The sequence below is a fragment of the Corallococcus silvisoli genome (assembly GCF_009909145.1).
GTDB lineage: Bacteria > Myxococcota > Myxococcia > Myxococcales > Myxococcaceae > Corallococcus > Corallococcus silvisoli.
Genome location: NZ_JAAAPJ010000010.1, coordinates 1 through 20,584 on the forward strand (window position 1 = coordinate 1; position 20,584 = coordinate 20,584).

Annotated in this window: 17 protein-coding genes; 8 read left to right on the forward strand and 9 right to left on the reverse strand. The window is 70.6% G+C overall.

Features of this window, described 5'->3' with window-relative positions:
* Window positions 1–418 precede the first annotated feature (418 nt).
* The 4 genes from GTY96_RS20410 (at window position 419) to GTY96_RS20425 (ending at window position 5,771) form a co-directional block, all read left to right on the forward strand.
* Window positions 419–754, forward strand: coding sequence for a hypothetical protein (locus GTY96_RS20410; protein ID WP_186001854.1), 336 nt, complete (start codon window positions 419–421; stop codon window positions 752–754).
* Between the two features lie 138 nt (window positions 755–892).
* Window positions 893–3,589, forward strand: a complete 2,697-nt coding sequence (locus GTY96_RS20415; RefSeq protein WP_161665553.1) for a PEP/pyruvate-binding domain-containing protein — start codon at window positions 893–895, stop codon at window positions 3,587–3,589.
* 12 nt (window positions 3,590–3,601) lie between these two features.
* Complete coding sequence (locus GTY96_RS20420; protein WP_161665554.1) at window positions 3,602–3,739, forward strand: hypothetical protein; 138 nt, start codon at window positions 3,602–3,604, stop codon at window positions 3,737–3,739.
* Window positions 3,740–4,139: 400 nt separating this feature from the next.
* Complete coding sequence (locus GTY96_RS20425) at window positions 4,140–5,771, forward strand: invertase recombinase-like protein (RefSeq protein WP_328700954.1); 1,632 nt, start codon at window positions 4,140–4,142, stop codon at window positions 5,769–5,771.
* A 105-nt stretch (window positions 5,772–5,876) separates the two neighbouring features.
* Here GTY96_RS20425 and GTY96_RS20430 read toward each other — a convergent pair whose 3' ends face one another.
* Window positions 5,877–7,211, reverse strand: coding sequence for an ArnT family glycosyltransferase (locus GTY96_RS20430; protein WP_143900499.1), 1,335 nt, complete (start codon window positions 7,209–7,211; stop codon window positions 5,877–5,879).
* 164 nt (window positions 7,212–7,375) lie between these two features.
* On the opposite strand from GTY96_RS20430, the gene GTY96_RS20435 reads away from it, so the two are divergent.
* Window positions 7,376–9,463 carry a thioredoxin domain-containing protein gene (locus GTY96_RS20435; RefSeq protein WP_143900497.1) on the forward strand — a complete coding sequence of 696 codons (2,088 nt, stop codon included), beginning with the start codon at window positions 7,376–7,378 and terminating at the stop codon, window positions 9,461–9,463.
* A gap of 24 nt (window positions 9,464–9,487) precedes the next feature.
* Here GTY96_RS20435 and GTY96_RS20440 read toward each other — a convergent pair whose 3' ends face one another.
* From GTY96_RS20440 to GTY96_RS20450, 3 genes are all read right to left on the reverse strand, one after another.
* A complete protein-coding gene (locus tag GTY96_RS20440) occupies window positions 9,488–11,020 on the reverse strand; it encodes a transglutaminase-like domain-containing protein (protein ID WP_235685748.1) in 1,533 nt (510 codons plus the stop codon).
* 101 nt (window positions 11,021–11,121) lie between these two features.
* Entirely contained in the window at window positions 11,122–11,598 is a 477-nt protein-coding gene (locus GTY96_RS20445; protein WP_143900492.1) for a GNAT family N-acetyltransferase, read from the reverse strand.
* Entirely contained in the window at window positions 11,489–12,589 is a 1,101-nt protein-coding gene (locus GTY96_RS20450) for a D-alanine--D-alanine ligase family protein (RefSeq protein ID WP_143900490.1), read from the reverse strand. Before GTY96_RS20450 ends, GTY96_RS20445 begins: the two co-directional genes overlap by 110 nt.
* A gap of 166 nt (window positions 12,590–12,755) precedes the next feature.
* Between GTY96_RS20450 and GTY96_RS20455 the strand changes: the two genes are divergently transcribed.
* Window positions 12,756–14,048, forward strand: a complete 1,293-nt coding sequence (locus GTY96_RS20455; protein WP_161665557.1) for an HD domain-containing protein — start codon at window positions 12,756–12,758, stop codon at window positions 14,046–14,048.
* Between the two features lie 14 nt (window positions 14,049–14,062).
* Window positions 14,063–15,583 carry an MBL fold metallo-hydrolase gene (locus GTY96_RS20460; protein ID WP_161665558.1) on the forward strand — a complete coding sequence of 507 codons (1,521 nt, stop codon included), beginning with the start codon at window positions 14,063–14,065 and terminating at the stop codon, window positions 15,581–15,583.
* 20 nt (window positions 15,584–15,603) lie between these two features.
* On the opposite strand, the gene GTY96_RS20465 is transcribed toward GTY96_RS20460, so the two are convergent.
* The 5 genes from GTY96_RS20465 to GTY96_RS20485 all read right to left on the reverse strand — a co-directional run bounded on the left by GTY96_RS20465 (window position 15,604) and on the right by GTY96_RS20485 (window position 19,923).
* Window positions 15,604–16,344 carry a GlsB/YeaQ/YmgE family stress response membrane protein gene (locus GTY96_RS20465; RefSeq protein ID WP_143900484.1) on the reverse strand — a complete coding sequence of 247 codons (741 nt, stop codon included), beginning with the start codon at window positions 16,342–16,344 and terminating at the stop codon, window positions 15,604–15,606.
* Window positions 16,345–16,355: 11 nt separating this feature from the next.
* Window positions 16,356–18,236, reverse strand: a complete 1,881-nt coding sequence (locus GTY96_RS20470) for an FTR1 family protein (RefSeq protein ID WP_161665559.1) — start codon at window positions 18,234–18,236, stop codon at window positions 16,356–16,358.
* 111 nt (window positions 18,237–18,347) lie between these two features.
* Window positions 18,348–18,581 (reverse strand): hypothetical protein, encoded by a 234-nt coding sequence (locus GTY96_RS20475; RefSeq protein ID WP_143900480.1) that lies wholly within the window; start codon window positions 18,579–18,581, stop codon window positions 18,348–18,350.
* Window positions 18,582–18,643: 62 nt separating this feature from the next.
* Window positions 18,644–19,132 (reverse strand): dihydrofolate reductase, encoded by a 489-nt coding sequence (locus GTY96_RS20480; RefSeq protein WP_161665560.1) that lies wholly within the window; start codon window positions 19,130–19,132, stop codon window positions 18,644–18,646.
* Window positions 19,129–19,923 (reverse strand): thymidylate synthase, encoded by a 795-nt coding sequence (locus tag GTY96_RS20485; protein WP_143900476.1) that lies wholly within the window; start codon window positions 19,921–19,923, stop codon window positions 19,129–19,131. The genes GTY96_RS20480 and GTY96_RS20485 overlap by 4 nt, the downstream gene beginning before the upstream one ends.
* A 99-nt stretch (window positions 19,924–20,022) precedes the next feature.
* Between GTY96_RS20485 and GTY96_RS20490 the strand changes: the two genes are divergently transcribed.
* The gene (locus GTY96_RS20490) at window positions 20,023–20,583 is read left to right on the forward strand and encodes a cob(I)yrinic acid a,c-diamide adenosyltransferase (RefSeq protein WP_143900474.1); all 561 of its coding nucleotides are present in this window, start codon (window positions 20,023–20,025) and stop codon (window positions 20,581–20,583) included.
* The last annotated feature ends 1 nt before the right edge of the window (window position 20,584 follow it).

A 20,584-nucleotide genomic window follows, 5' to 3' on the forward strand; every position in this document is an offset into this window, starting at 1 on the left:
ACGCCGCGGATGGCATCGCGACCTGGAGGGTGAAGCTGGCGCCGGGCGAGAGCCGCGACGTGGACCTCGCCTTCCACGTCGATGCCCCCTCCAGCTACGAGACCCGCTCGCTGTAGGACGGGCTCGCGGTCGCCGTCGACGAGGGGGGGGATGGGGCGCGAGGACTCCGGCGCGACGCTCACGACGGGGATCCTCTACCTGCGCGGTGGGGGGAGATGCTGGGAGGAGGGCGCAGTGAGCGCGTGACGCCCGAAGGGCCGTGACGTCTCACCCGCTTCAGGGTCGTGCTTCACGACGCCTGTCGCGGGAATCCTCTGGGTCCTGATCCCGCCGTGAGCGAGGTGGCTCTGCCCGGTTCTCGTATCGATACATGCGGGTTCCTAGACTGTCTTTCCCCCTCGGTTGGAGAAAGGCAGACATGGTTCTTGATTCCAGCCACCCGGAGCGTCGTTCGCGGGTGGAGTCGCCGGAAGCCATCTCGTTCCTGCTCGTCCCCGAGCCGCTTCTCCCGGAGGTCCAGCACCCCTGTCGCGTCCCGGTGGAGAACGTGGAGGAGGCGGAGTTCCTGGCCGCCGCGCTCCAGGAGCACCGCGGCCTCTATCTGGGCGCATGGGCCTCCGAGTATCACGAGCTGGCGGCGTGGGCGGATGCCACGCCCCTGGGCGTGCGCGTGGGCAGCGCCTGTCGCGAGGGCCCGCTGGGGAACCTGTCGGAGCTGCCAGGCCGCGTGCCCGTGCGATGGCGGAGCGTCTGAAGTTGATGACCTGCTCGCAGTGCCTGGATGTCTCACGGCTCGCGGCGGTGACTGGCCCGGAGGGCGTTTTGTCGCGCGCTCCGATGGATGCCTTGCGAAGCGCCCTCACTGCCTTTCGTTCCTGAAGGAACCCCCGCCATGTCTTCTCCTCTTCCCCTGGTCTCCATGGCCGAGGCCGGCGACCCTCGGCACGTCGGTCAGAAATTCGCGGGCCAGCAGCACCTGGCGCAGCACGGCTTCCCGGTCCCCGACTTCTTCTGCCTCACCACCACGATGTTCCAGGAGGTGTCGCGGCCCATCCTCCCCGCCATCGAACAGCTCATCTCCGCGGTGGACAGCACCTCGCATCAGGACATCCGCCGCGTCGCGGATGAGATTGAACACCTCTTCCTCGAAGTCCCCCTCGCCGCCGAGCATGAAGCCGCCATCCTGGAGACGTTCGACCGGACCTTCTGCGTGGATGGAACGGTGGCGGTGCGGGCCTCCGTCGTGGGGCGCGGGCTGGAGGAGAGCGAGGACTCGGAGACGGATCCGTTCGCGGGCGTGAGCTCGACGTTCCTCTATGTGCGGCGTGACTTGCTGTTGGAGCGGATTCGCCGCTGCTGGGCGTCCGCCTATACGCCGGAGGCGCTCATCTACCGGCTGGCCCAGGGGCGTGACGTCCGTGGCCTCACCGTGGCGGTGGGCGTCCAGCGGATGGTTCCAGGACGCCGCTCGTTCGTGGCCTTCACGTGCGACCCGAAGACGACCGAGCGCAGGATGCTGGTCGTCGCGGGGCACGGCATCGGGGAGGGGGTCGTCCAGGAGAAGGTCGGCGTGGACCACTACTTCATCCATCCCCTGACGGGACGCATCGACCGGGAGCTGGGCCACAAGGCGGAGATGTTGTGTGAGAACCCCGCGCCCGGAGGAGGACTCCTCCACCAGCCCGTTCCGGAGCCCCTGCGGGACGCACCGTGTCTCTCGGAGGAGGATCTGAGGCGGCTGGCCACGCTCGCACGGAACATCGAGCGCACCTTCGGCGCTCCCCAGGACATCGAAGGCACGTTCACCGCGGACGGGTGGCTGCACGTGTTGCAGTCGCGGCCCATCGCCTTCGACTTCCGGAAGATCCGCGTGTGGGGCTGCGCGAACGTCTCGGAGAGCTTCCCGGGCGTCACCACGCCGCTGACGTACTCACTGGCCAGCCACTTCTACGAGGTCAGCTTCTACGACCTGCTGCGCCGCATGCGGGGCGCGGACGCGCGGGCGCTGCATGACCAGACGCCCGCGTTCCAGAACATGCTGGGGTTCATCGACGGGCGCGTCTACCACTCGCTGTCGAACCTGATGCACGTCAATGGCATCAATCCGTTCATCGCGCTCACGTCCATGCGGGACCTGGAGGACGTGCTCCAGTTGGACGCCTCCCTGGTCCTGCGCCTGCCCGGCCACCGTGAGAGCTTCCCCAGCACGGCGAGCTACGCGCTCGCCTTGGGGCGCTCGGTGGTGGGGGCGCTGAGCGTCACCGCGACGTTCCAGCGCGACTTCAACGCGTTCGAGGCGTGGTGGAAGCAGACGCTCGCGGGGCTGCGGTCCCTGAACCCGGCCCGGGAGGATCCGCTGGTCCTCATCCATCACTTCCGGCGCGTCTGGACGGAGGTGGGCAACTGGTGGGGCCTGACGCTCATCAATCACTGGTACATCAACACGCTCTTCGGGCTGACGCGGAGGCTCCTGCGCCAGTGGACCGGCGAAGACCCCAGCGCGCTGCTGGTGGGCCTGCTGTGCGGGGCCCGGCCGGATGCGAGCACCCACGCGCTCCTCTCCGCGGTGGCGCTCGCGGAGTCCGTCCGCGCGGACGCGGCGCTGGCGAAGCGCTTCGAGGCCGAGGACGCGGAGGCCGTGTGGCGGAGCATCGAGGCAGGGGAGGTGTCCCCGGTGTTCGCCCGGGCGTTCCGCGAGCACCTGAGCGAGTACGGCGACCGGGGTGTTCAGGAGTTGAACGTGGAGCGCCCGAACCTGCGCGAGACGCCCTGGGAGCTGGTGCGCATCGTCCAGTCCTACGCGCGCACGTCCGTGACCCGCGAAGCGCTGCGGGCCTCCGACCTGGCACGGCGCAGGGAAGCCGAGGCGCAGCTCGCCGCGCTCCTCCAGGGCCAGTCCTTGCGGAAGCTCGCCATCCAGCAGCTCCTGGAGCGGCTGCGCACCGTGATCGGGCTGCGCGAGGACAGCCGGCTCTGGCGCGGTCAGCTCTTTGGCTTCAGCAAGCAGGTGTTCGCGGCGCTCGGTCAGCGGATGGCGGAGCGAGGAACGCTCGGGGCGCCGTTGGACGTGCATTACCTCACGATGAAAGAGGTGATGGACCACTTCGAGGGCCGGAGCGTGACCCGGAACCTGGGCGAGCTCACGCGGCTGCGGCGGCGGGAGCAGCAGGACAACCAGGAGCGCCAGCCACCGCGTGACTTCACCACCGTGGGCAGCGTGGCCGGCGGCATCCCGAGGGCCGTGGAGGCGGTGGTGGAGGACGCCTCGCTGTTCAAGGGCATCGGTTCGAGCGCGGGCATCGTGGAAGGCATCGCGCGCGTCGTGCGGGACCCGGGCGCGGTGGGCACGCTGAACAAGGAGGACATCCTCATCGCGAAGGAGACGGACCCCGGCTGGCTGTTCCTGATGCTGGCCTCTGGAGGCATCGTCGTGGAGCGCGGCAGCATGCTGTCGCACACGGCCATCGCGGGCCGGAAGTTCGGCATCCCCACGGTGGTGGGCGTGGCGCACGCGACGACGCGCATCCCCGACGGCGCGCGGATCCGCGTGGACGGCTCCACGGGCTCCGTGACCCTGGTGGCGGCATGAGCAGGCCCCTCCTTGCCCCGGATCCGGGCCACCTTGCGCTTCTCCGTGCAGCGTTATCCGCCGCTGTTCTACCTGGCTGTCATCACGCTCTGGTGCGTGAGCCTGGACGGTGTGTTCCAGGCGCTCGACGGCGGCTGGGCTGGGAGGTGATGCGGAAGATGGCGTGGCCGGGGATCATCCAGCCGGGGGAGAAGCTGTGCTCGGACGAGGTGGGGTCCGTGGCCAGCAGCCTCATCGCCTTCGCGATGGTTGTCGGCGAGGAGCTGCTTCGCGTTCCTCTTCATCCGGGTTGTATGGGTTTGAGCCCTCACCCGGAGCGGAGGCGTCCCTTCATTCCCAATTTTGCCTCGGAAACCACCTGGTCGGCTGTTCACGGCTTCGTTGCAGGGAAACCTCGAATGAGGCGCTGGCTCAGGGTGCCCTCCTCCTGGAGAAGTGTGGTACGAGTGGCCAATTTCTGGAAAATTGGAGGCTCGCTGTGGCGTTGTTTCGAACATGTCTGGCTTCGCTGCTGATCTTGGTGGTCGCCTGCGGTGATTCTGATCCCGAGGTGACTCCCGACGCCGGTCAGACCTCGCGGGACTCAGGCACCGAGACACGGGACTCCGGCACGGAGACCCCGGACTCCGGCACCGAGACGCCCGACTCCGGCACGGAGACCCCCGACTCCGGGACGGAGACGCCGGATTCAGGCACCGAGACCCCGGACTCCGGCACGGAGATGCCGGACTCTGGCTCCGAGACGCCCGATGCCGGGACCGATACGCCCGATGCCGGCACCGAGACGCCCGACTCCGGCACCGAGACGCCGGACTCCGGCACCGAGACGCCCGATGCCGGCACCGGGGTCGTGGGGAACGTCATCGACAACTGGGGCTTCGAAGAGTGGCCCGGTGAGCTGCCGGCGAAGTGGCTCGGGAGCAAGTCGAACTTCACGTCGGACGTGGTGCGGAAGGAGACGACCAACGCCTTCGAGGGCGTGAACGCGGTCCGGCTGGTCAATCCCTCCGCCACGCACAAGCGCTTCACCACCCTGGCGAAGTCGATGCCTGCTGGCCGCTACTCCTGCACCTACCAGGTGCGGGGCACGGGTGAGGTGCGGAACGCCTTCTTCAGCGACGACTATTCCTCGTACTCGTCCTACACCACGGTCAGCAGCTCCGCGTGGAAGCAGTTGGCGTACAACTTCAACCTCGCCGCCGACGTCTTCGACACCTTCGAGCTCATCTTCAGCGTCCGGAACACCAGCGGCGACCATCTGCTCCTCGACGACGTGCGCTGCGTGCGGGCCGAGGAGCCGTGCGACCGCGTCAGCTGTGAGACCTGGCAGCGCTGCGTGAATGCGACCGCGACCTGCGAGCCGCTGTCTGGCCGTTGCGGCGACGCCTCGGCTTGCAGCGAGTGGCAGTCCTGCGATGAGACCCACACCTGCGTGACCTCCTCGGACCGTTGCACCCGTCACGCGGATTGCGCGGGCACTCCTGCGACGCCTGTGTGTGTCACGGCCACGCATCGTTGCGTCGCGGGCGACCCCTGCGCGGGCGTCACCTGCAGCAACCCGGCGACGAGCTGCAACCCCACGACCGGCACGTGCGAGCTGGCCGCGGGGGCCTGCTTCACCACCCTCGACTGCCGGGGGGCGCTGCCCGCCTGCGACCCGGCGACCCGGCGCTGCGTCTCCGCCGACCATCCCGCGAACATCATCCGCAATGGTGGCTTCGAGAGCTGGAGCACCTACTCCATCCCCTATTACGGCAACAACTACATCCCCGACTATTGGTACGGCCTGGACAACGGCCTCACGGACCCGGGCACGGAGATCAAGCCCTCGCGCCTCCAGCCCTACACGACCGCGACACACGGCGGCTCCAGGGCCCTCCAGTTCGTCGTCCCCATCCAGGTGGCGGAGCGCTTCTCGCTCGAGAAGTTCAACGTCCCGACCGGAAACTACTCGTGCTCGTACCGGGTGCGCGGCCACGGCACCATTCGCCACCGCAGCTATTCGAGCGGCGGCTGGAGCGTGCAGACCGACTTCCTCACCGTCGACAGCGACGAGTGGCAGCCGGTGTTCTTCCGCTTCGTGGGCAACGTGCGCGACTGGCGTCTGCTCTTCTACCCGAGCCGCAGCGTCGCGGACCGCGATCACCTCCAGATCGACGACGTGGTCTGCACGAAGGACTAGCGGGCCGCCGCGACGGGGACCCTTCCGAGGGTGATGGCTGGAGCCGAGGCGTCTTCCTCGCCTCGCTCCGGCCTCGCCCGGGCCTTGAAGGGGTGAACCGTCAGGTCAAGGGCTGGCGGGCTTGAGCCCCACCAGCCGCCACACCGTGAACGTGTGCAGCACGCGGCCCTGGAACTCCCCCGTGAGCTCCACGGGCCCCTGCACGGCGCTCGCGCGCTGGATCAGCTCCTCCGGCGGCTCCACGCCATTCTCCGAACACCAGAGCACGTCCTGCCCGGGCTTCAATGCCAGCTCAGGCCAGACGTCATACTGGCTCTTGCGCCGGGCCGGGCCCGCCGTGTCCGTCTCCACGCCGGCCGCGTGCGCCACCTGCGAGGCGAGCTGGTACGAGGGCGCGTAGACGGGCGTGCGCCCAGGCGGCATCCCCGCGAAGAGCTGCTCCGGCGCGGCCAGCTTCTCCAGCGGACTCCAGCCGTGTGTCCGCGACAGCACCACGTCGCGCTCGAAGGTGAGCACCGGGAACAGCAGGTGCGACGTCACCGCGAGCGTCACCGCCATCCCGCTCCACGCCGCCGCCCGCTGCCACCCAGGCCGCATCCCCGCCACGCCAATGCACGCGGCCACGTACGCCGCCGCCGGCCAGTTGGCCTCGCCCCGCGTGCGCGCCGCCGCGTAGCCGAAGAACAGCAGCGGAACCACCGCCGCCATGCGCAGCAGGAACTGCTCCCGGGGCCCGCGCACCGCGTACACCAGCGCCAGCGGGAACAGCACCGGTCCGCCCAGCGCGAGCTGCCCCGCCAGGAACTCGCCGAACGCCCCCCAGCCGCCGCGCCCACCCAGGCCGTGGTTCAGCTGGAACTTGAACCCCACCCAGTCATGGTTCGCGTTCCACAGCACCACCGGCAGGAAGCACAGCAGCCCCAGGCCCGCCGTGAGCCATGCCCCCGCGGGCAACCGCCGGGCCCGCAGCGCCGCGACCATGAACGCGAGCCCCAGCAGCACGGACGGGTACTTCGACAGCAGCGCCAGGCCACAGGTCAGCCCCGCCAGCACCCACCGCTCGCGGTAGAGCGCCCACAGCCCCAGCGACCAGAACAGGAGCATGGGCGCGTCGGGCGTGGCCCAGACGCCGGAGAGGATGCCCACCGGCACCGCGCTCCACAGCGCCACCGCGCGCCATGCCGCATCGCGTGAGCCATACACGTCCCGGGCCAGCCCCCACACCGCCACGCCCGTCCCCAGCCCGCACAGCAGCGCCGACCCCCGGATGCCCAGCGCGGCGATGAGCCACGCCACCATCGGCGGATGGTCGAAATATCCCCAGGCGAGATGCCGCGCCCATTGCCAGTAATAGGCTTCGTCGAAATAGACGTCCGTGCCCACCGCCAGCGCGAGCCGCACCGCGACGCCCACCGCCACCAGGGCGATGCAAGCCTTCATTCCCGGGCCGGGGCTGGAGTGGGCGGACGCACGCACGCCCCCCGGACAAAGCGCACCGGAGGGCCGTTGGCCAGCGGCGAGTGAGGCCATTTCGGCTTGCTCCCGTGCTCGCAGGCTCACAATGTGATGTCCCGCGAAGCCCCTCTTCGCACCGGGAGCCCTCCATGGCCGTACATCCCCCCTCCGGGGCCACCAACCGTCTTGCCCGGGAGCCCTCCCCGTACCTGCGCCAGCACGCCGCGAACCCCGTGGACTGGTACCCCTGGGGCGAGGAGGCCCTGGCCCGCGCCCGAGCGGAGCACAAGCCCATCCTGCTCTCCGTGGGCTACTCCGCGTGCCACTGGTGCCACGTCATGGCCCACGAGTCCTTCGAGGACCCCGAAATCGCGCGCCTGATGAACGAGGGCTTCATCAACATCAAGGTGGACCGCGAGGAGCGCCCCGACCTGGATCAAATCTACCAGGGCGTCGTGCAGCTCATGGGGCAGGGCGGAGGCTGGCCCCTCACGGTGTTCCTCACCCCGGACCTGCGCCCCTTCTACGGCGGCACCTACTTCCCGCCCTCGGACCGCTACGGCCGGCCCGGCTTCCCGCGCCTGCTCGCCGCGCTGCGCGACGCGTGGGAGCACAAGGCGGAGGAGATCGAGGACCAGGCGCAGCGCTTCCAAGAGGGCCTGGGCGAGCTGTCCACGCACGGCCTGGATGCCGCTCCCGCCCACCTCTCCGCGGAGGACATCGTGGCCATGGGCCACGCGATGGCGAAGCGGATGGACCCCGTGAATGGCGGCTTCGGCGGCGCCCCCAAGTTCCCCAATCCGATGAACGTGGCGCTGCTGCTGCGCGCCTGGCGCCGCGGCGGCGGCGAGCCCCTGAAGGCGGCGGTGTTCCGCACGCTGGAGCGCATGGCGTTGGGGGGAATCTACGACCAGCTGGGCGGGGGCTTCCACCGCTACTCCGTGGACGAGCGCTGGCTGGTGCCCCACTTCGAGAAGATGCTCTACGACAACGCCCAGCTCCTGCACCTGTACGCGGAGGCGGAGCAGGTGGAGTCGCGCCCCCTCTGGCGCAAGGTGGTGGAGGAGACCGTCGAATACGTCCGCCGCGAGATGACCGACCCGGCGGGCGGCTTCTACGCCACGCAGGACGCGGACAGCGAGGGCGAGGAGGGGAAGTTCTTCGTCTGGCGCCCGGAGGAGATCCGCGCGGCGCTCTCCCCCTCCCAGGCGGAGACGGTGCTGCGCCACTTCGGCGTCAAGCCCGGGGGCAACTTCGAGCACGGCGCCACGGTGCTGGAGGTCGTCGTCCCGGTGGCGGAGCTCGCGAGCGCGCAGGGCCGCCCCGTGGAGGCGGTGGAAGAGGAGCTGGCGGAGGCCCGCCGCGTCCTCTACCTGTTGCGTGAGCAGCGCGTGAAGCCGGGCCGCGACGACAAGATATTGGCGGGCTGGAACGGGCTGATGATCCGCGGCCTCGCGCTGGCGTCTCGCGTGTTCAACCGCCCGGAGTGGGCGCGGCTGGCGGCGAACGCGGCGGACTTCGTGCTCGCGAACATGTGGGACGGCAAGCGGCTGTTGCGCTCGCACCAGGACGGCCAGGGCCGCATCGACGGCTTCCTGGAGGACTACGGCGACTTCGCCTCGGGGCTCACCGCGCTCTACCAGGCGACGTTCGACGCGAAGTACCTGGACGCGGCGGACGCGCTCGCGCACCGCGCGGTGGAGCTGTTCTGGGACGAGGAGAAGCACGCGTACCTGTCCGCGCCCCGGGGACAGAAGGACCTGGTGGTCGCTGCCTTCTCCCTCTTCGACAACGCCTTCCCGTCCGGCGCCTCCACGCTGACGGAGGCCCAGGTGGCGCTCGCGGCGCTCACCGGGGACGTGTGCCACCTGGAGCACCCGGAGCACTACGTCGCGAAGCTGCACGACTCCCTCGTGCGCAACCCGCTGGGCTACGGGCACCTGGGGCTGGCGGCGGACTCGCTGCTGGACGGCGCGTCGGGCGTCACCTTCGCGGGCACGCGGGAGGCCGTCGCGCCCCTGCTGGCCGCCGCCAACCGCACCTACGCGCCGGTGTTCTCCTTCGGCTGGAACGACCCGGGCACGCCTCCGCCCGCGCGCCTGCATGAGCTCTTCGAGGGACGCGACCCGGTGGAAGGGCAGGGCGCGGCGTACCTCTGCCGCGGCTTCGTCTGCGAGCGGCCCGTCACCGACGCGGCCACGCTCGCGGAGCGGCTGCTGGCGGCCCCGGGCCACTGAAAGCGGGCCCGGGACGCGCGGCGGCTACTTCACGTCGGTGACCTGGAGCGAGCCGATGAGGGGCGTGATCTCGGCGTTGCCTTCGTAGCCCACGGAGAAGTGCGTGGCGTCCGCGACGGGCTGGTTGAAGGTGGGGTCCAGCTGGGTCCACTCCCCCACGTAGGCCTCCACCCACTCGTGCCAGTACAGCGCGGGCACGCCGTCGGCGTTCACCATGTAGATGACGCCGTCCACGCGGCGGGCGGGGATGCCGGACGCGCGCAGCATCGCCACCGTCAGCAGCGAGTGCTCCGTGCAGTCGCCCTTCTTCTGGCGCAGCACGTCCGTGGCCCGGTCCGCGCTGACGCCGTAGTCCTTCTGCAGGTTGCTGTAGACCCACGCGGACAGCATCCGCGCCGCCGTGTACGCGTCCTTCTCCTCGCGGATGATGCTCTTGGCCTGCGCCCGGATGGCCGGCGCGTCCGACTCCACCGCGAGCGTGGACTTGAGGTTCTCCCCGCCGTCCGGGTCCGCCACCGGCCGGGGCTTGCGGCCGTTGGGCGCGGGCGGCGCCGCCGTGAGCGTCACCTCCACGCGGCCGTCCGGCAGCGGCGTGTACTTCTGCCGGTAGGTGTTCTGCTGGAACTTCGCCGGCAGGTTCTTCATCACCAGCTTCACCTGGCCCGGCACCTCGCGCGCCTTCGCGGGCAGCGGCTTGGGCAGCACCACGCGCGTGAGGCCGAACACCTCCACCAGGTCCAGCCGCTTCGCCACGGCCTCCGACTCGGCGCGCGCCTGCATCGTCTGGCCGAAGTCCACGCGCACCATCTTGCCGTCCGTCGTGAGCAGGGCCGTCACCGGCACCTTCTCCTTGTCCGACAGCGTGCTCACCCGCGACAGCTTCGCCTTCACGCCCGCCAGCACCTGCTCCTCCGGCGCCTCCACGGTGGTGACGGTGCGGTAGCCCTCCAGGTCCGTGCCGTCCAGCGTCACGCCCTCCACCGGCTTGCCCCGCAGCAGCGCCACGCGCGCCTGGTCCGCGTCCTCCACCGTCTCCTTGGGCGCGGGCAGGGGCTTGAGCACTTCATCCGGCTGGCCGGGGCGCTTGCGCACGACGCGCAGCCCGTCCGCCGTCACCGTGCCCACCAGGTCCTGGTCCCCGCCGTCCCCGCGCTGCGTGACGGTGAAGGACAGCAGCTTGCCGCCCGGCTTCGCTTCATAGATGCGCACCTCGCGGTGCACGCGCTCCGACACGCGCGTGCCCACCTGCGCCTTGAAGATGAGCTCGTTGATGCTCTGCGCCTTGTTGCCCGGCAGCGCCGTCAGGTCGCTGAAGAACCAGCCCACCTTCTTGTCCATCAGGTACAGGCCGAAGTACTCGCCGCCCTTGGGGCGCGGCACCTTCAGCACGTCGGAGACCTCCTGCGCCTGCGGCGCCTGGGCGGTCTTCGCCTGGGCCTTGGCCGCCGCGGCCTTCGCCTGGGACTTCAGCGCGGCGGGCGCCTGGGCCCAGGCGGGGGAGGGGGCTCCCAGCAAGAGGGGCAGCAGGCTCAACAGCCCCAGACGGGTGCGTCGCATCGGTCGGTTCGTGGGAAGCATCTGCCCCTCCTGACGGGGACCCGGGCGGCGTCTTCACGCCCAGGGTTGGGCGGCTCCCGCCAGGGGAACCGCGCGAAGGACTACAGGCGCTTGGTCAGGATGATGAGGTCGTCGCCCTGCTTGTAGAAGTCCCGCAGGCGCGCCTCTTCTCCGTACTTCATGGACGCGTAGAAGCCGCGCGTGGGGCCGTAGGCCTCCGTGGCGCTCGTCTCCACGCGGATGAGCCGGGCCTTGCGGCGGCGCAGGTCGCCCTCCATGGAGGACACCAGCTGCGCGCCCACGCCCTGCCCACGCACCTCCGGCGCGGAGGCGATCCAGTACAGGTCGTACGTGTGCTCCGTCATCGGCGTGGGGCCGTAGCAGACGTAGCCCACCAGCCCGCCGCCGTCCTGCCCGCGGTCCGCCACGAGGATGGAATAGTCCCGGTTGCCCGCGGTGAGCGCGGTGTCAACCAGCTCGATGGCGCAGTCCTGCTCCTCCTGCGAGAAGGTTTCGATTCGCCGGATCAGCGCGGCGAGCGGTTCCCGGTCCTTTCTTTCGAGTGTGCGGATTTCCATGGGCTCTTTCGAGAGCGACCTCCACGAGTCGCGAGGCCAGGGTCGCGTAGTCCATGCCGGCGGCCTGCGCCGCCTTCGCGAACCCCGCGCCCGGATGAAGGTCGCAGTTGGGGTTGATGTCGATGACGTACGGCACACCCTCGGGCGACACCCGAAGGTCCACGCGTCCATAGTCCTGGCAGTCCAGCGCTGCAAATGCTTCCAGCGCTGTCTGGATGCAACGGGCTTCCTGCACTGCGTCGAGCCGGCACGGTCCGGTGGGCGAGTCCCGGTACTCCGGGGAGGCCGCTTCCCACTTGGCCCGGTACGACACGATGTTCGGACGGTTGTCGAACGCGCGGCCGAAGTGGATCTCCGTGAGGGGCAGCGCCTGCCGGGGGCTGTTGCCCAGGAGCGGCACGTACACCTCCCGGCCCGGGATGAACTGCTCCACCAGCGCGGGCTGATGGAAGGTGCGCAGCACGGACTCGCACGCCCGCACGAGCGCCGAGCGCTCCGTCACCACGGAGTCGAAGTCCATGCCCACGCTGGCGTCCTCGCGCGCGGGCTTCACGATGAGGGGCCAGGGCAGGTCCACCGCGAGTGCGTCCTCGCGGCGGCGCACCACGAAGGAGGCGGGCGTGGAGACGCCGTTGGCGCGCAGCACTTCCTTCGCCTTGGGCTTGTGCAGCGCCAGCCCCAGCGACAGGGCGGACGAGCCGGTGTACGGCAGGCCCAGCGCGTCCAGCAGGCAGGGGACGGCCATCTCCCCGCGGCTGTCGGCGGCCAGCGACTCGCAGAGGTTCACCACCAGGTCGGGCTGGAGGAAGCGCAGCGCCTCCACGAAGTCCAGCCGGTCTCCCTCGATGGCGAGCGGCTCGGCGTTCACGCCGTCGCGGCTCAGCGCCTGGGCCAGGTTCTCGGCCACCCGGACCACGTCCTCGCGAGCTTCGCGCCCGGGGTCGTCCTCCAACAGCTCGTGGTCACGATTGTGCAGCAGGATGATGTGCATTCGGAGTGAGTGGAGGGTTAGCACGTCCCCAGGGACCTTCCCAGCCTGTGACGTGGTGGCTGGTTGGCCCCTCACAGGGCTACCGCCCGTCGGGGTATGCGCTACGGTGGGCGGCCCGTGGGAGCAGGTCCGGGCCCCCTTGGAACCGAGGCCCGGCAAGGACGACATGCGGATTCGCGACCCCATTCACGGCGTCATCCCGGTGAGCGACCCGGAGAAGGCCGTCATCGACAGCCGCTTCTATCAGCGGCTGCGCTACGTGCGTCAGTTGGGCTTCGGGGACCTGGCCTTCCCGGGCGCCACCCATACCCGCCATGCCCACAGCCTGGGCGCCATGTTCGTCGCCTCGCGCGTCTTTGGCGCCGTGGCCAGCCGGTCCGACCTGCCGGACGATGTGCGTGAACATTTCTGCACGGCCGTTCGCCTGGCCGTCCTCTGCCACGACCTGGGGCACATGCCGCTGTCGCACGCGTCCGAGCGCATCGCGCCCCGGCGTTCGCTGCTGCGGCTGCCCGGCTGGCTGGATTCCGTGGCGGAAGGGGAGCAGGCGACGCACGAGGACTTCACCGCGAAGCTGATACTCGACAGTTCGCTGACGGAGGTCATCCAGCGCGAGTTCGGCCCGCGCGGCATCAGCCCCATGGCGGTGGTGGCGCTCATCTCCGGCGCGAAGCCGCCGAAGGACCCGGGCTTCACGCACCAGGGCGTGGACTGGACGCCGCTCTTGCGCGCCATCGTGTCGGGGGAGCTGGACGCGGACCGGATGGACTACCTGCTGCGCGACTCGTTCTACACGGGCGTGAACTATGGCCGGTACGACATGGATTGGATCGTCTCCAACCTGAACCCGGCGGTGAAGGACGGCAGGGCGGTGCTGGCCCTGTCGCGCGCGGCGGCGTTCGCGTTCGAGGACTTCCTGCTCAGCCGCTACCACATGTTCGTGTCGGTGTACCTGCACCACACGTCGGTGAACTTCGACCACATGCTCCGGCGGTACTACGAGGAGACGCCCGGCGAGTTCGAGATCCCCTCCGACCCGGAGGCCTTCCTGCTCTGCGACGACGCGGCGCTCTGGCACACGCTGCGCCGCTCGAAGAACCGGTGGGCGGAGCGCATCAGCCGCCGGCAGGGCTTCAAGCTGCTGGCGCAGTTCACGGAGCGGGACACGGGCTACGACCTGGAGGTGCTCAACAGCGCGCTCACCAGCGGCGGCTTCGAGCACTACACGGTGCAGTCCAAGGGGACGCTCAGCAAGTACGTGGGCTCCGCCGGAGGCAACCCGGGGCTGTTCATCCTGGACGTGTCCACGGGCCGGCTGACGGAGGTGGCGCGCTATACGCCGCTCTACCAGCGCTACAGTGGCGCGGTGCGCCTGACGCGGCTCTACGTCCGGCCGGACCAGGCGGAGCGGGCGCGAGAGATGATGGGCCGGCTGCTCGGCCAGACGACGCAATCCTGAAGGACGGTGCAACCATGAGCGAGCCCCTTCCCGGCCTGGGCCTCTTCGGGCCCCACACCCCCGTGGAGCCCCGCTCCTCCGCGGTGGTCATCCTCTACCGCCGCGCGCACCAGGGCGTGGAGGTGTTCTGGGTGAAGCGCGAGCGGGCGCTGGCCTTCGCGGGCGGCTTCTACGCCTTCCCCGGCGGGAAGCTGGACGCGGACGACGCGGCCGTCCCCGTGCAGGGCGCCCAGGGCGACGAGGCCGCGCTGCGCTCGGCGGCGGCGCGCGAGCTGTTCGAGGAGGTGGGCGTGCTGGTGGCGGAGGGCGCGCGCGCCGTGTCCCCGGAGGTGCTGGAGGCGGGCCGGGCGGCGCTGCTCGCGGGCACGGCGAAGTGGAGCGAGTGGCTGGCCCACCACGCGCTGTCGCTGCGCGCGGAGGACCTGCGGCCCGCGGGGCGGTGGGTGACGCCGCCCTCCGTGCCGGTGCGCTTCGACACGCGCTTCTACCTGGTGGAGCTGCCGGAGGGCGCTGGGGCGAGCATCCTCCCCGGGGAGCTGTCGGAGGGGGCGTGGATCCGCCCGGAGGACGCGCTGTCGCGCTGGAGCGACGGCTCGGCGCTGTTGCATCCCCCCGCGCAGCACGCGTTGCAGGTGCTGGCGGAGTTCACGGATGAGGCGGACGCGCGCGCGCGGCTGAGCACGCCGCCGTTCTGCCCGGGCTACGTGGCCCAGCGCATCGAGTTCCAGCGCGGCGTGCGCGTGGTGGCGCTGGAGACGCCCACGCTGCCGCCCGCCACGCACACCAACGCGTACGTGCTGGGCACGGGCGACCTGCTCATCGTCGACCCGGGCTCCTCGGACGTGAAGCAGTACGCGAAGCTCCTGTCGCTGGTGGCGGGCCTGAAGGCGGAGGGGCTGCGGCCGGTGGCGGTGGTGCTCACGCACCATCACGGCGACCACGTGGGCGGGGCGTTCGCGGTGAAGGAGCGGCTGGGCATCCCGCTCTGGTGCCATGCGCGCACGGCGGACCGGCTGGACTTCCCGGTGGAGCGGCTGCTGGAGGACGGCGAGGTGCTGCTGCTGGACGGGCCGGTGCAGCAGCGCTGGCACGTGTTGCACACGCCGGGGCATGCGCGCGGGCACGTGTGCCTGGTGGACTCGCGCAGCAAGGCGGCCATCGTGGGCGACATGGTGGCGAGCGTGGGCTCCATCGTCATCGACCCGCCCGAGGGCAACATGGTGGACTACCTCACGCAGCTCAAGCGCCTGCGCGACTGGCCCGTCACCACGCTCTACCCCGCGCATGGCGCGCCGGTGCCGGACGGCCCCGGAAAGCTGAACGAATACCTGCGCCACCGCGCCCAGCGCGAGGCCCTGGTCCTGGAGGCGGTGCCCACGACGGGCGCCACGCTGGCGGAGGTGGTGGCGACGGCCTACGCGGACACGCCGCCGCTGCTGCACCCCGTGGCGGAGCGGAGCGCCCTGGCCTCACTGGAGAAGCTGGTGTCGGAGGGGCGCGTGCGCGAGGACTCCTTCACCTGGTTCCGCGTGTAGGGGGCGCCAGGGCGGGCGTCCTAGAAGCTGCCCATCAACGCCAGGCGCGGGCCCTGCGCGCTGTAGGTGGCCACGGGCAGCAGGCGCACGCTGGTCGTCGGCGCGGGTGCCTCCGCCTCCTGCTTCAGGGCGTTTCCGTGGGACAGCTCGAAGCCCGCGCTGGCCCCCACCACCGGGAGGATGAAGAGCGCGGCGTTGACGGGCGCGGGCACGTCGGAGGAGCCGCTGTTCACCAGCGTGAGGGTCAGCAGCATCGCGCCCCAGCCCACCATGCTCCCGGCCACCGTGGCGCCCAGCCGGCCGCTCCCGCCCATGAACCGCCCGCCGGCGTACGTGCCCACCGGGATGCCGATGAGGGCCCCCGCGGCGGCCCCCGCGGCGGCCATCACCAGGCACTCGTCACACCCCACCGTCCCGGAGCCCAGCAGGTACCCGAAGGACCCCAGCACCGTGGCGCCCACCACGCCTCCCGCCGCGCCGCCCAGCACCTCCATCCCCACGCGCGGCACCGGGTCCTTGGCGGGCGCGGCCTTCGCGCCGGGCAGGGCTCCGGCGGTGACGGAGGGGCGGGCGCCCGCGGAGGTCCCTTCACTTCCGGGCGGAGGGGGCACGTCCTCGTCCGGCGCGCCCACCAGGGGCGGCGGCGTGAGGCTGCCGGCCGGGGCCGTGGCCGGTCCTGGCTCCGCGGGGGCCTCCTGGGCGGAGGCGAGACCCGACACGAGCAGCAGGGCGAGGAGTGGGAACAGACGTGTGTGCTTCACCACGTCCCACGCTACCGCAAGGGCGGCGGCTGCGTCGCCCCACCCCCGGACGCCGGCGTCTCCACGCGCGGACGGCGGCGCAGGGCGCGGTAGAGCAGCGGCGCCGCGGCCAGCAACGCCTGCGGCACCAACGACAGCGCGTCCGGGTACAGGCCCAGCATGTCCACGTAGATGAAGCGCACGGGCATGAGCGGCAGCGCGCCCACCTCCTGCAGCGAGTGCAGGCCCTTGCCCAGCAGCATCACCGCCGTCACCACCAGCACCCCGGTGGAGATGTTGAACAGCGTCTTCATGGGCAGGCGGTAGCCCATGCGGTTGATGAAGAGCACCAGCACCGCCAGCGTCACGATGCCCGCCACCACGCCCCAGGCCACGCCCGCGGCCGAGTCCACCGCGAGCCCCTGGAGGAAGATGGCCGTCTCGAAGCTCTCGCGCAGCACCGACGTGAACGCGATGGCGAACAGGCCGAACATGCTGCCCCGGCCCAGCGCGCCCTGCATGCGCTGGCGCAGCTCCCCCATGAAGTGGCTCACGTTGGCGCGCGCGTTGAGCCACAGCGCGGCGTAGAGCAGCATGGCCACGGCGACGAGCGCGGTGAGGCCCTCCATCCACTCCCGCTGCGCGCCCGCCAGCAGCTTCCGGCCCACGATGTACGCCAGCGCGCCGACGACGATGGCGGACATCCAGCCCGCGTGCACCACGCGTACCTGGTCCATGGCCTTCATCTTCTTGAGCGCCGCCAGCAGCGCCGTGACGATGATGGTCGCCTCGAAGCCCTCGCGCAGCAGGATGAGCAGCGTCAGCCACATCACGGACAGCAGGTCGGTCGTGCTGCCGGTGGACTTGCGCGCCTGATCCAACAGCGACAACAGCTCGCGCCCCTCGTCCTGCAACTGGGGGCTCTTGTGCTCGGCGGCGAGCCGCGCCTGGAGGAAGGCCTTCTCCAGCTTCTGGGTCAGGTCCGGGTCGCGCCCGCGCAGCTTGGGCTCCACCGGCTCCAGGCCGTTGAGGTACGCATCCAGCAGCGCCGTCTTCGCGGCCGCGTAGTCGCCATCCGCGCCCAGGCGCAGCGCGTGGCCCACCGCCGCCCGCGCGCTCAGGAGCACCTTCTCCTCGTCCGCGTCCGGCATGTGCCGGCGCAGGCACGCGACCTTGTCCACGCCGTACGCCTTCGCGAGCTCCGCGTCCGTGGAGGTGGCCAGCCGCTCCAGCGACGCGTTGGGCGGCTCGCCCGGGCACGGCGGCTGGCGCAGCGTGAAGACGAAGAAGGCCAGCGACCAGCGGTCATCCTCGGAGAGCGTGGGGTAGGCCGGCATCGCGGTGCCCGGCACGCCGAAGCTGGTGGTGTTGAACGCCTTGTAGGGCGTCAGGCCGTCCGCCATCAGCTCCGGGTCCTGGAAGTTCGCCGGCCTGGGCTCCATGTTGGCCGCGATGGACACCTCCGCCTTGCCGTCCGCGCCATGGCAGGCGGCGCAGTTCGCCTGGAACAGCTTCGCGCCATGCTCCAGGTCCGGCGCGAGGCGCGGGCTGCGCGCCAGGCCTCCCGCCAGCACCAGGTTCTCCACCAGCTCCCCGCAGTCGCGGCTCACGCCTTCGGGATCCGCGGCCTGGTCCACGCGCGCCTGGATGGCCTCCACCCGCGGCACGAACGTGGCCGCCGACGGGCCCAGGTCCTTCGCCGCCTCCAGCGCCTCCGCCGCGAAGCTCTTCTGCTCCGTCAGCTCGAACTCGGAGCGCGACGCCACCGCCGCCGGGTAGTCCGCCTGGAGGTACTGGAGGATGCCCACCAACCGGTGCCAGGTGCGCCCTTCGTCGGATGTGGGCGTTTCAGCCCGGACGGAGGAGGACAGCGAGAGCAGCAGGCACAACGTGATGGAGGCGGCGCGATTCACGTCCGCCTTCTACCAACCACCCCTGGGGCGTTCAATTCTGAGAATCAAATTCAGAATGGGATGCCCCCTTCACCGGACGAAGGGGGCCTGAAAGCTCAACACTTCCGGCGGCTAGGCAGGGCCGCCGCTGCAGTACTGGGGGAAGGTCTTGCAGGGATAACAGGGGCCGCCCGGGCCGTAGTAGCAGACCTCGCCGGCGCCGCACACGCCGCTCTCCGGGCACTGCCGCAGCTGCTGCTCCTGGGCCTTGGGCTCCGCGCCCGTGCCATCCTCGACGGCGCCACCACAGGCCGTGAGACCCAGCACCGCGAACAGCCCCAGACCGCGAATCAGACGACGACGCATGCGCGCTCCTTGGTGAAAGGAGCAGGCAAGTTACGGGTTTCCATCATCACCCGGAATAAGGGCTAGCCCTGACGCTCGTAGGTGAGGAAGGTGAAGGGCAGGTCGCCCTCCGGGTGGGCTTCCTCCTCCACCAGCCTCCACGGGGACAGGTCCATGGGGGGGAAGAAGGCGTCGCCCGGGACGTCGCGCGCGATGCGGGTGAGGTAGAGCCGCTGCCACAGGTCCTGGGTCTGGGCGTAGAGGTCCGCGCCGCCGGCGATGAAGACCTCGCGGTCGTCCTTCGCCCGGGCCAGCGCCTCGTCCACGGAGTGGACCACCTGGACGCCGGGCGGGGCGGCCCAGTCGCGCTGGCGGGTGAGGACCACGGTGGCGCGGCCGGGCAGGGGCCGCCCGATGGAGTCGTAGGTCTTGCGGCCCATGAGCAGGGTGTGGCCCATCGTCAGGCGCTTGAAGCGCGCCAGGTCCTGCGGCAGGCGCCAGGGCAGGGCGTTGCCCTGGCCGATGGTGCCGTTCGCCGCCAGGGCCGCGATGGCGCAGACGCGGGGGCTCATACGGCCACGGGCGCCTTGATGGCGGGGTGCGGGTCGTAGCCCTCCAGCGTGAAGTCCTCGTAGCGGAAGGCGAACAGGTCCTTCACGTCCGGGTTCAGGCGCATGCGCGGCAGGGGGCGGGGGGCGCGCTGGAGCTGCTCGCGCGCCTGCTCCACGTGGTTCAGGTACAGGTGCGCGTCGCCCAGCGTGTGGATGAACTCGTGCGCGACGAGGCCGGTGGCCTGCGCCACCATCATCGTGAGCAGCGCGTACGACGCGATGTTGAAGGGCAGCCCCAGGAAGATGTCCGCGCTGCGCTGGTACAGCTGACAGGAGAGGCGCCCGTCGGCCACGTAGAACTGGAACATCACGTGGCAGGGCGGCAGCTTCATGTCCGGCAGGTCCGCCACGTTCCACGCGCTCACCAGGTGGCGGCGCGAGTCCGGGTTCTTCTTGAGCCCCTCCACCAGCTGCCGCATCTGGTCCACGTGGCCGCCGTCCGGCGTGTTCCAGGAGCGCCACTGGTGGCCGTAGACCGGGCCCAGGGAGCCGTCCTCGCGGGCCCACTCGTCCCAGATGCTGACGCCCACCTCCTGGAGCGAGCGCACGTTCGAGTCCCCCCGGAGCATCCACAGGAGCTCATGGAGGATGGACTTCACGTGGAGCTTCTTCGTCGTCACCAGCGGGAAGCCCTGGGCGAGGTCGAAGCGGAGCTGGTGGCCGAAGAGGCTCAACGTGCCGGTGCCGGTCCGGTCGCCCTTGCGCGTCCCATGTTCCAGGACGTGCTCCATCAGACTCAGGTATGGCTGCATGCCCTTTTGTGTAGTTTCGCGCCCCAGCCCGGGCAAGCTTCCGACAATCGATTGTTCCGTGCCGGGCGTCGCACCCGTCGCATCGCGAGAGAGGCTGACATGAAGATCTATACGAAGACCGGCGATGCGGGAGAGACGGGCCTCTTTGGCGGCGGTCGCGTGGCCAAGGACGACCTGCTGGTGGACGCGTACGGCGAGGTGGACGAGCTCAACGCCACGCTGGGGCTGGCCCGGACCTTCCCGCTGCCCGCGGACCTGGAGCACTTCCTCCAGCGCATCCAGGACCAGCTCTTCACGGTGGGTGCGGTGCTGGCCACGCCGCCGCACACCAAGGCCGCGGCCCACATCCCGGAGCTGCGGCCGGAGTGGGTGGAGGAGATGGAGCGTCACATCGACCGGTACGAGGAGGAGCTGCCGAAGATGACGCACTTCATCCTCCCGGGCGGCGCGCCCGCGGCGGCGGCCCTGCACCTGTCGCGCACGGTGTGCCGCCGCGCCGAGCGCCGGGTGGTGACGCTCCTGCGTGAAGACAAGGCGCCGCCCTCGGTGGCCATGTACCTGAACCGCCTGTCGGACCTGCTCTTCGTCGTCGCACGGTTGGTGAACTTCCGCGCCGGTCTGCCGGACGTGAAGTGGATCCCCGAGAAGCCCTCGAAGTAGC

Coding starts and splice junctions, on each gene's coding strand:
- GTY96_RS20410 (WP_186001854.1), top strand. CDS start 419: ATGGTTCTTGATTCCAGCCACCCGGAGCGTCGTTCGCGGGTGGAGTCG.
- GTY96_RS20415 (WP_161665553.1), top strand. CDS start 893: ATGTCTTCTCCTCTTCCCCTGGTCTCCATGGCCGAGGCCGGCGACCCT.
- GTY96_RS20430 (WP_143900499.1), bottom strand. CDS start 7,211: ATGAAGGCTTGCATCGCCCTGGTGGCGGTGGGCGTCGCGGTGCGGCTC.
- GTY96_RS20435 (WP_143900497.1), top strand. CDS start 7,376: ATGGCCGTACATCCCCCCTCCGGGGCCACCAACCGTCTTGCCCGGGAG.
- GTY96_RS20440 (WP_235685748.1), bottom strand. CDS start 11,020: ATGCGACGCACCCGTCTGGGGCTGTTGAGCCTGCTGCCCCTCTTGCTG.
- GTY96_RS20445 (WP_143900492.1), bottom strand. CDS start 11,598: ATGGAAATCCGCACACTCGAAAGAAAGGACCGGGAACCGCTCGCCGCG.
- GTY96_RS20450 (WP_143900490.1), bottom strand. CDS start 12,589: ATGCACATCATCCTGCTGCACAATCGTGACCACGAGCTGTTGGAGGAC.
- GTY96_RS20455 (WP_161665557.1), top strand. CDS start 12,756: ATGCGGATTCGCGACCCCATTCACGGCGTCATCCCGGTGAGCGACCCG.
- GTY96_RS20460 (WP_161665558.1), top strand. CDS start 14,063: ATGAGCGAGCCCCTTCCCGGCCTGGGCCTCTTCGGGCCCCACACCCCC.
- GTY96_RS20475 (WP_143900480.1), bottom strand. CDS start 18,581: ATGCGTCGTCGTCTGATTCGCGGTCTGGGGCTGTTCGCGGTGCTGGGT.
- GTY96_RS20480 (WP_161665560.1), bottom strand. CDS start 19,132: ATGAGCCCCCGCGTCTGCGCCATCGCGGCCCTGGCGGCGAACGGCACC.
- GTY96_RS20485 (WP_143900476.1), bottom strand. CDS start 19,923: ATGCAGCCATACCTGAGTCTGATGGAGCACGTCCTGGAACATGGGACG.
- GTY96_RS20490 (WP_143900474.1), top strand. CDS start 20,023: ATGAAGATCTATACGAAGACCGGCGATGCGGGAGAGACGGGCCTCTTT.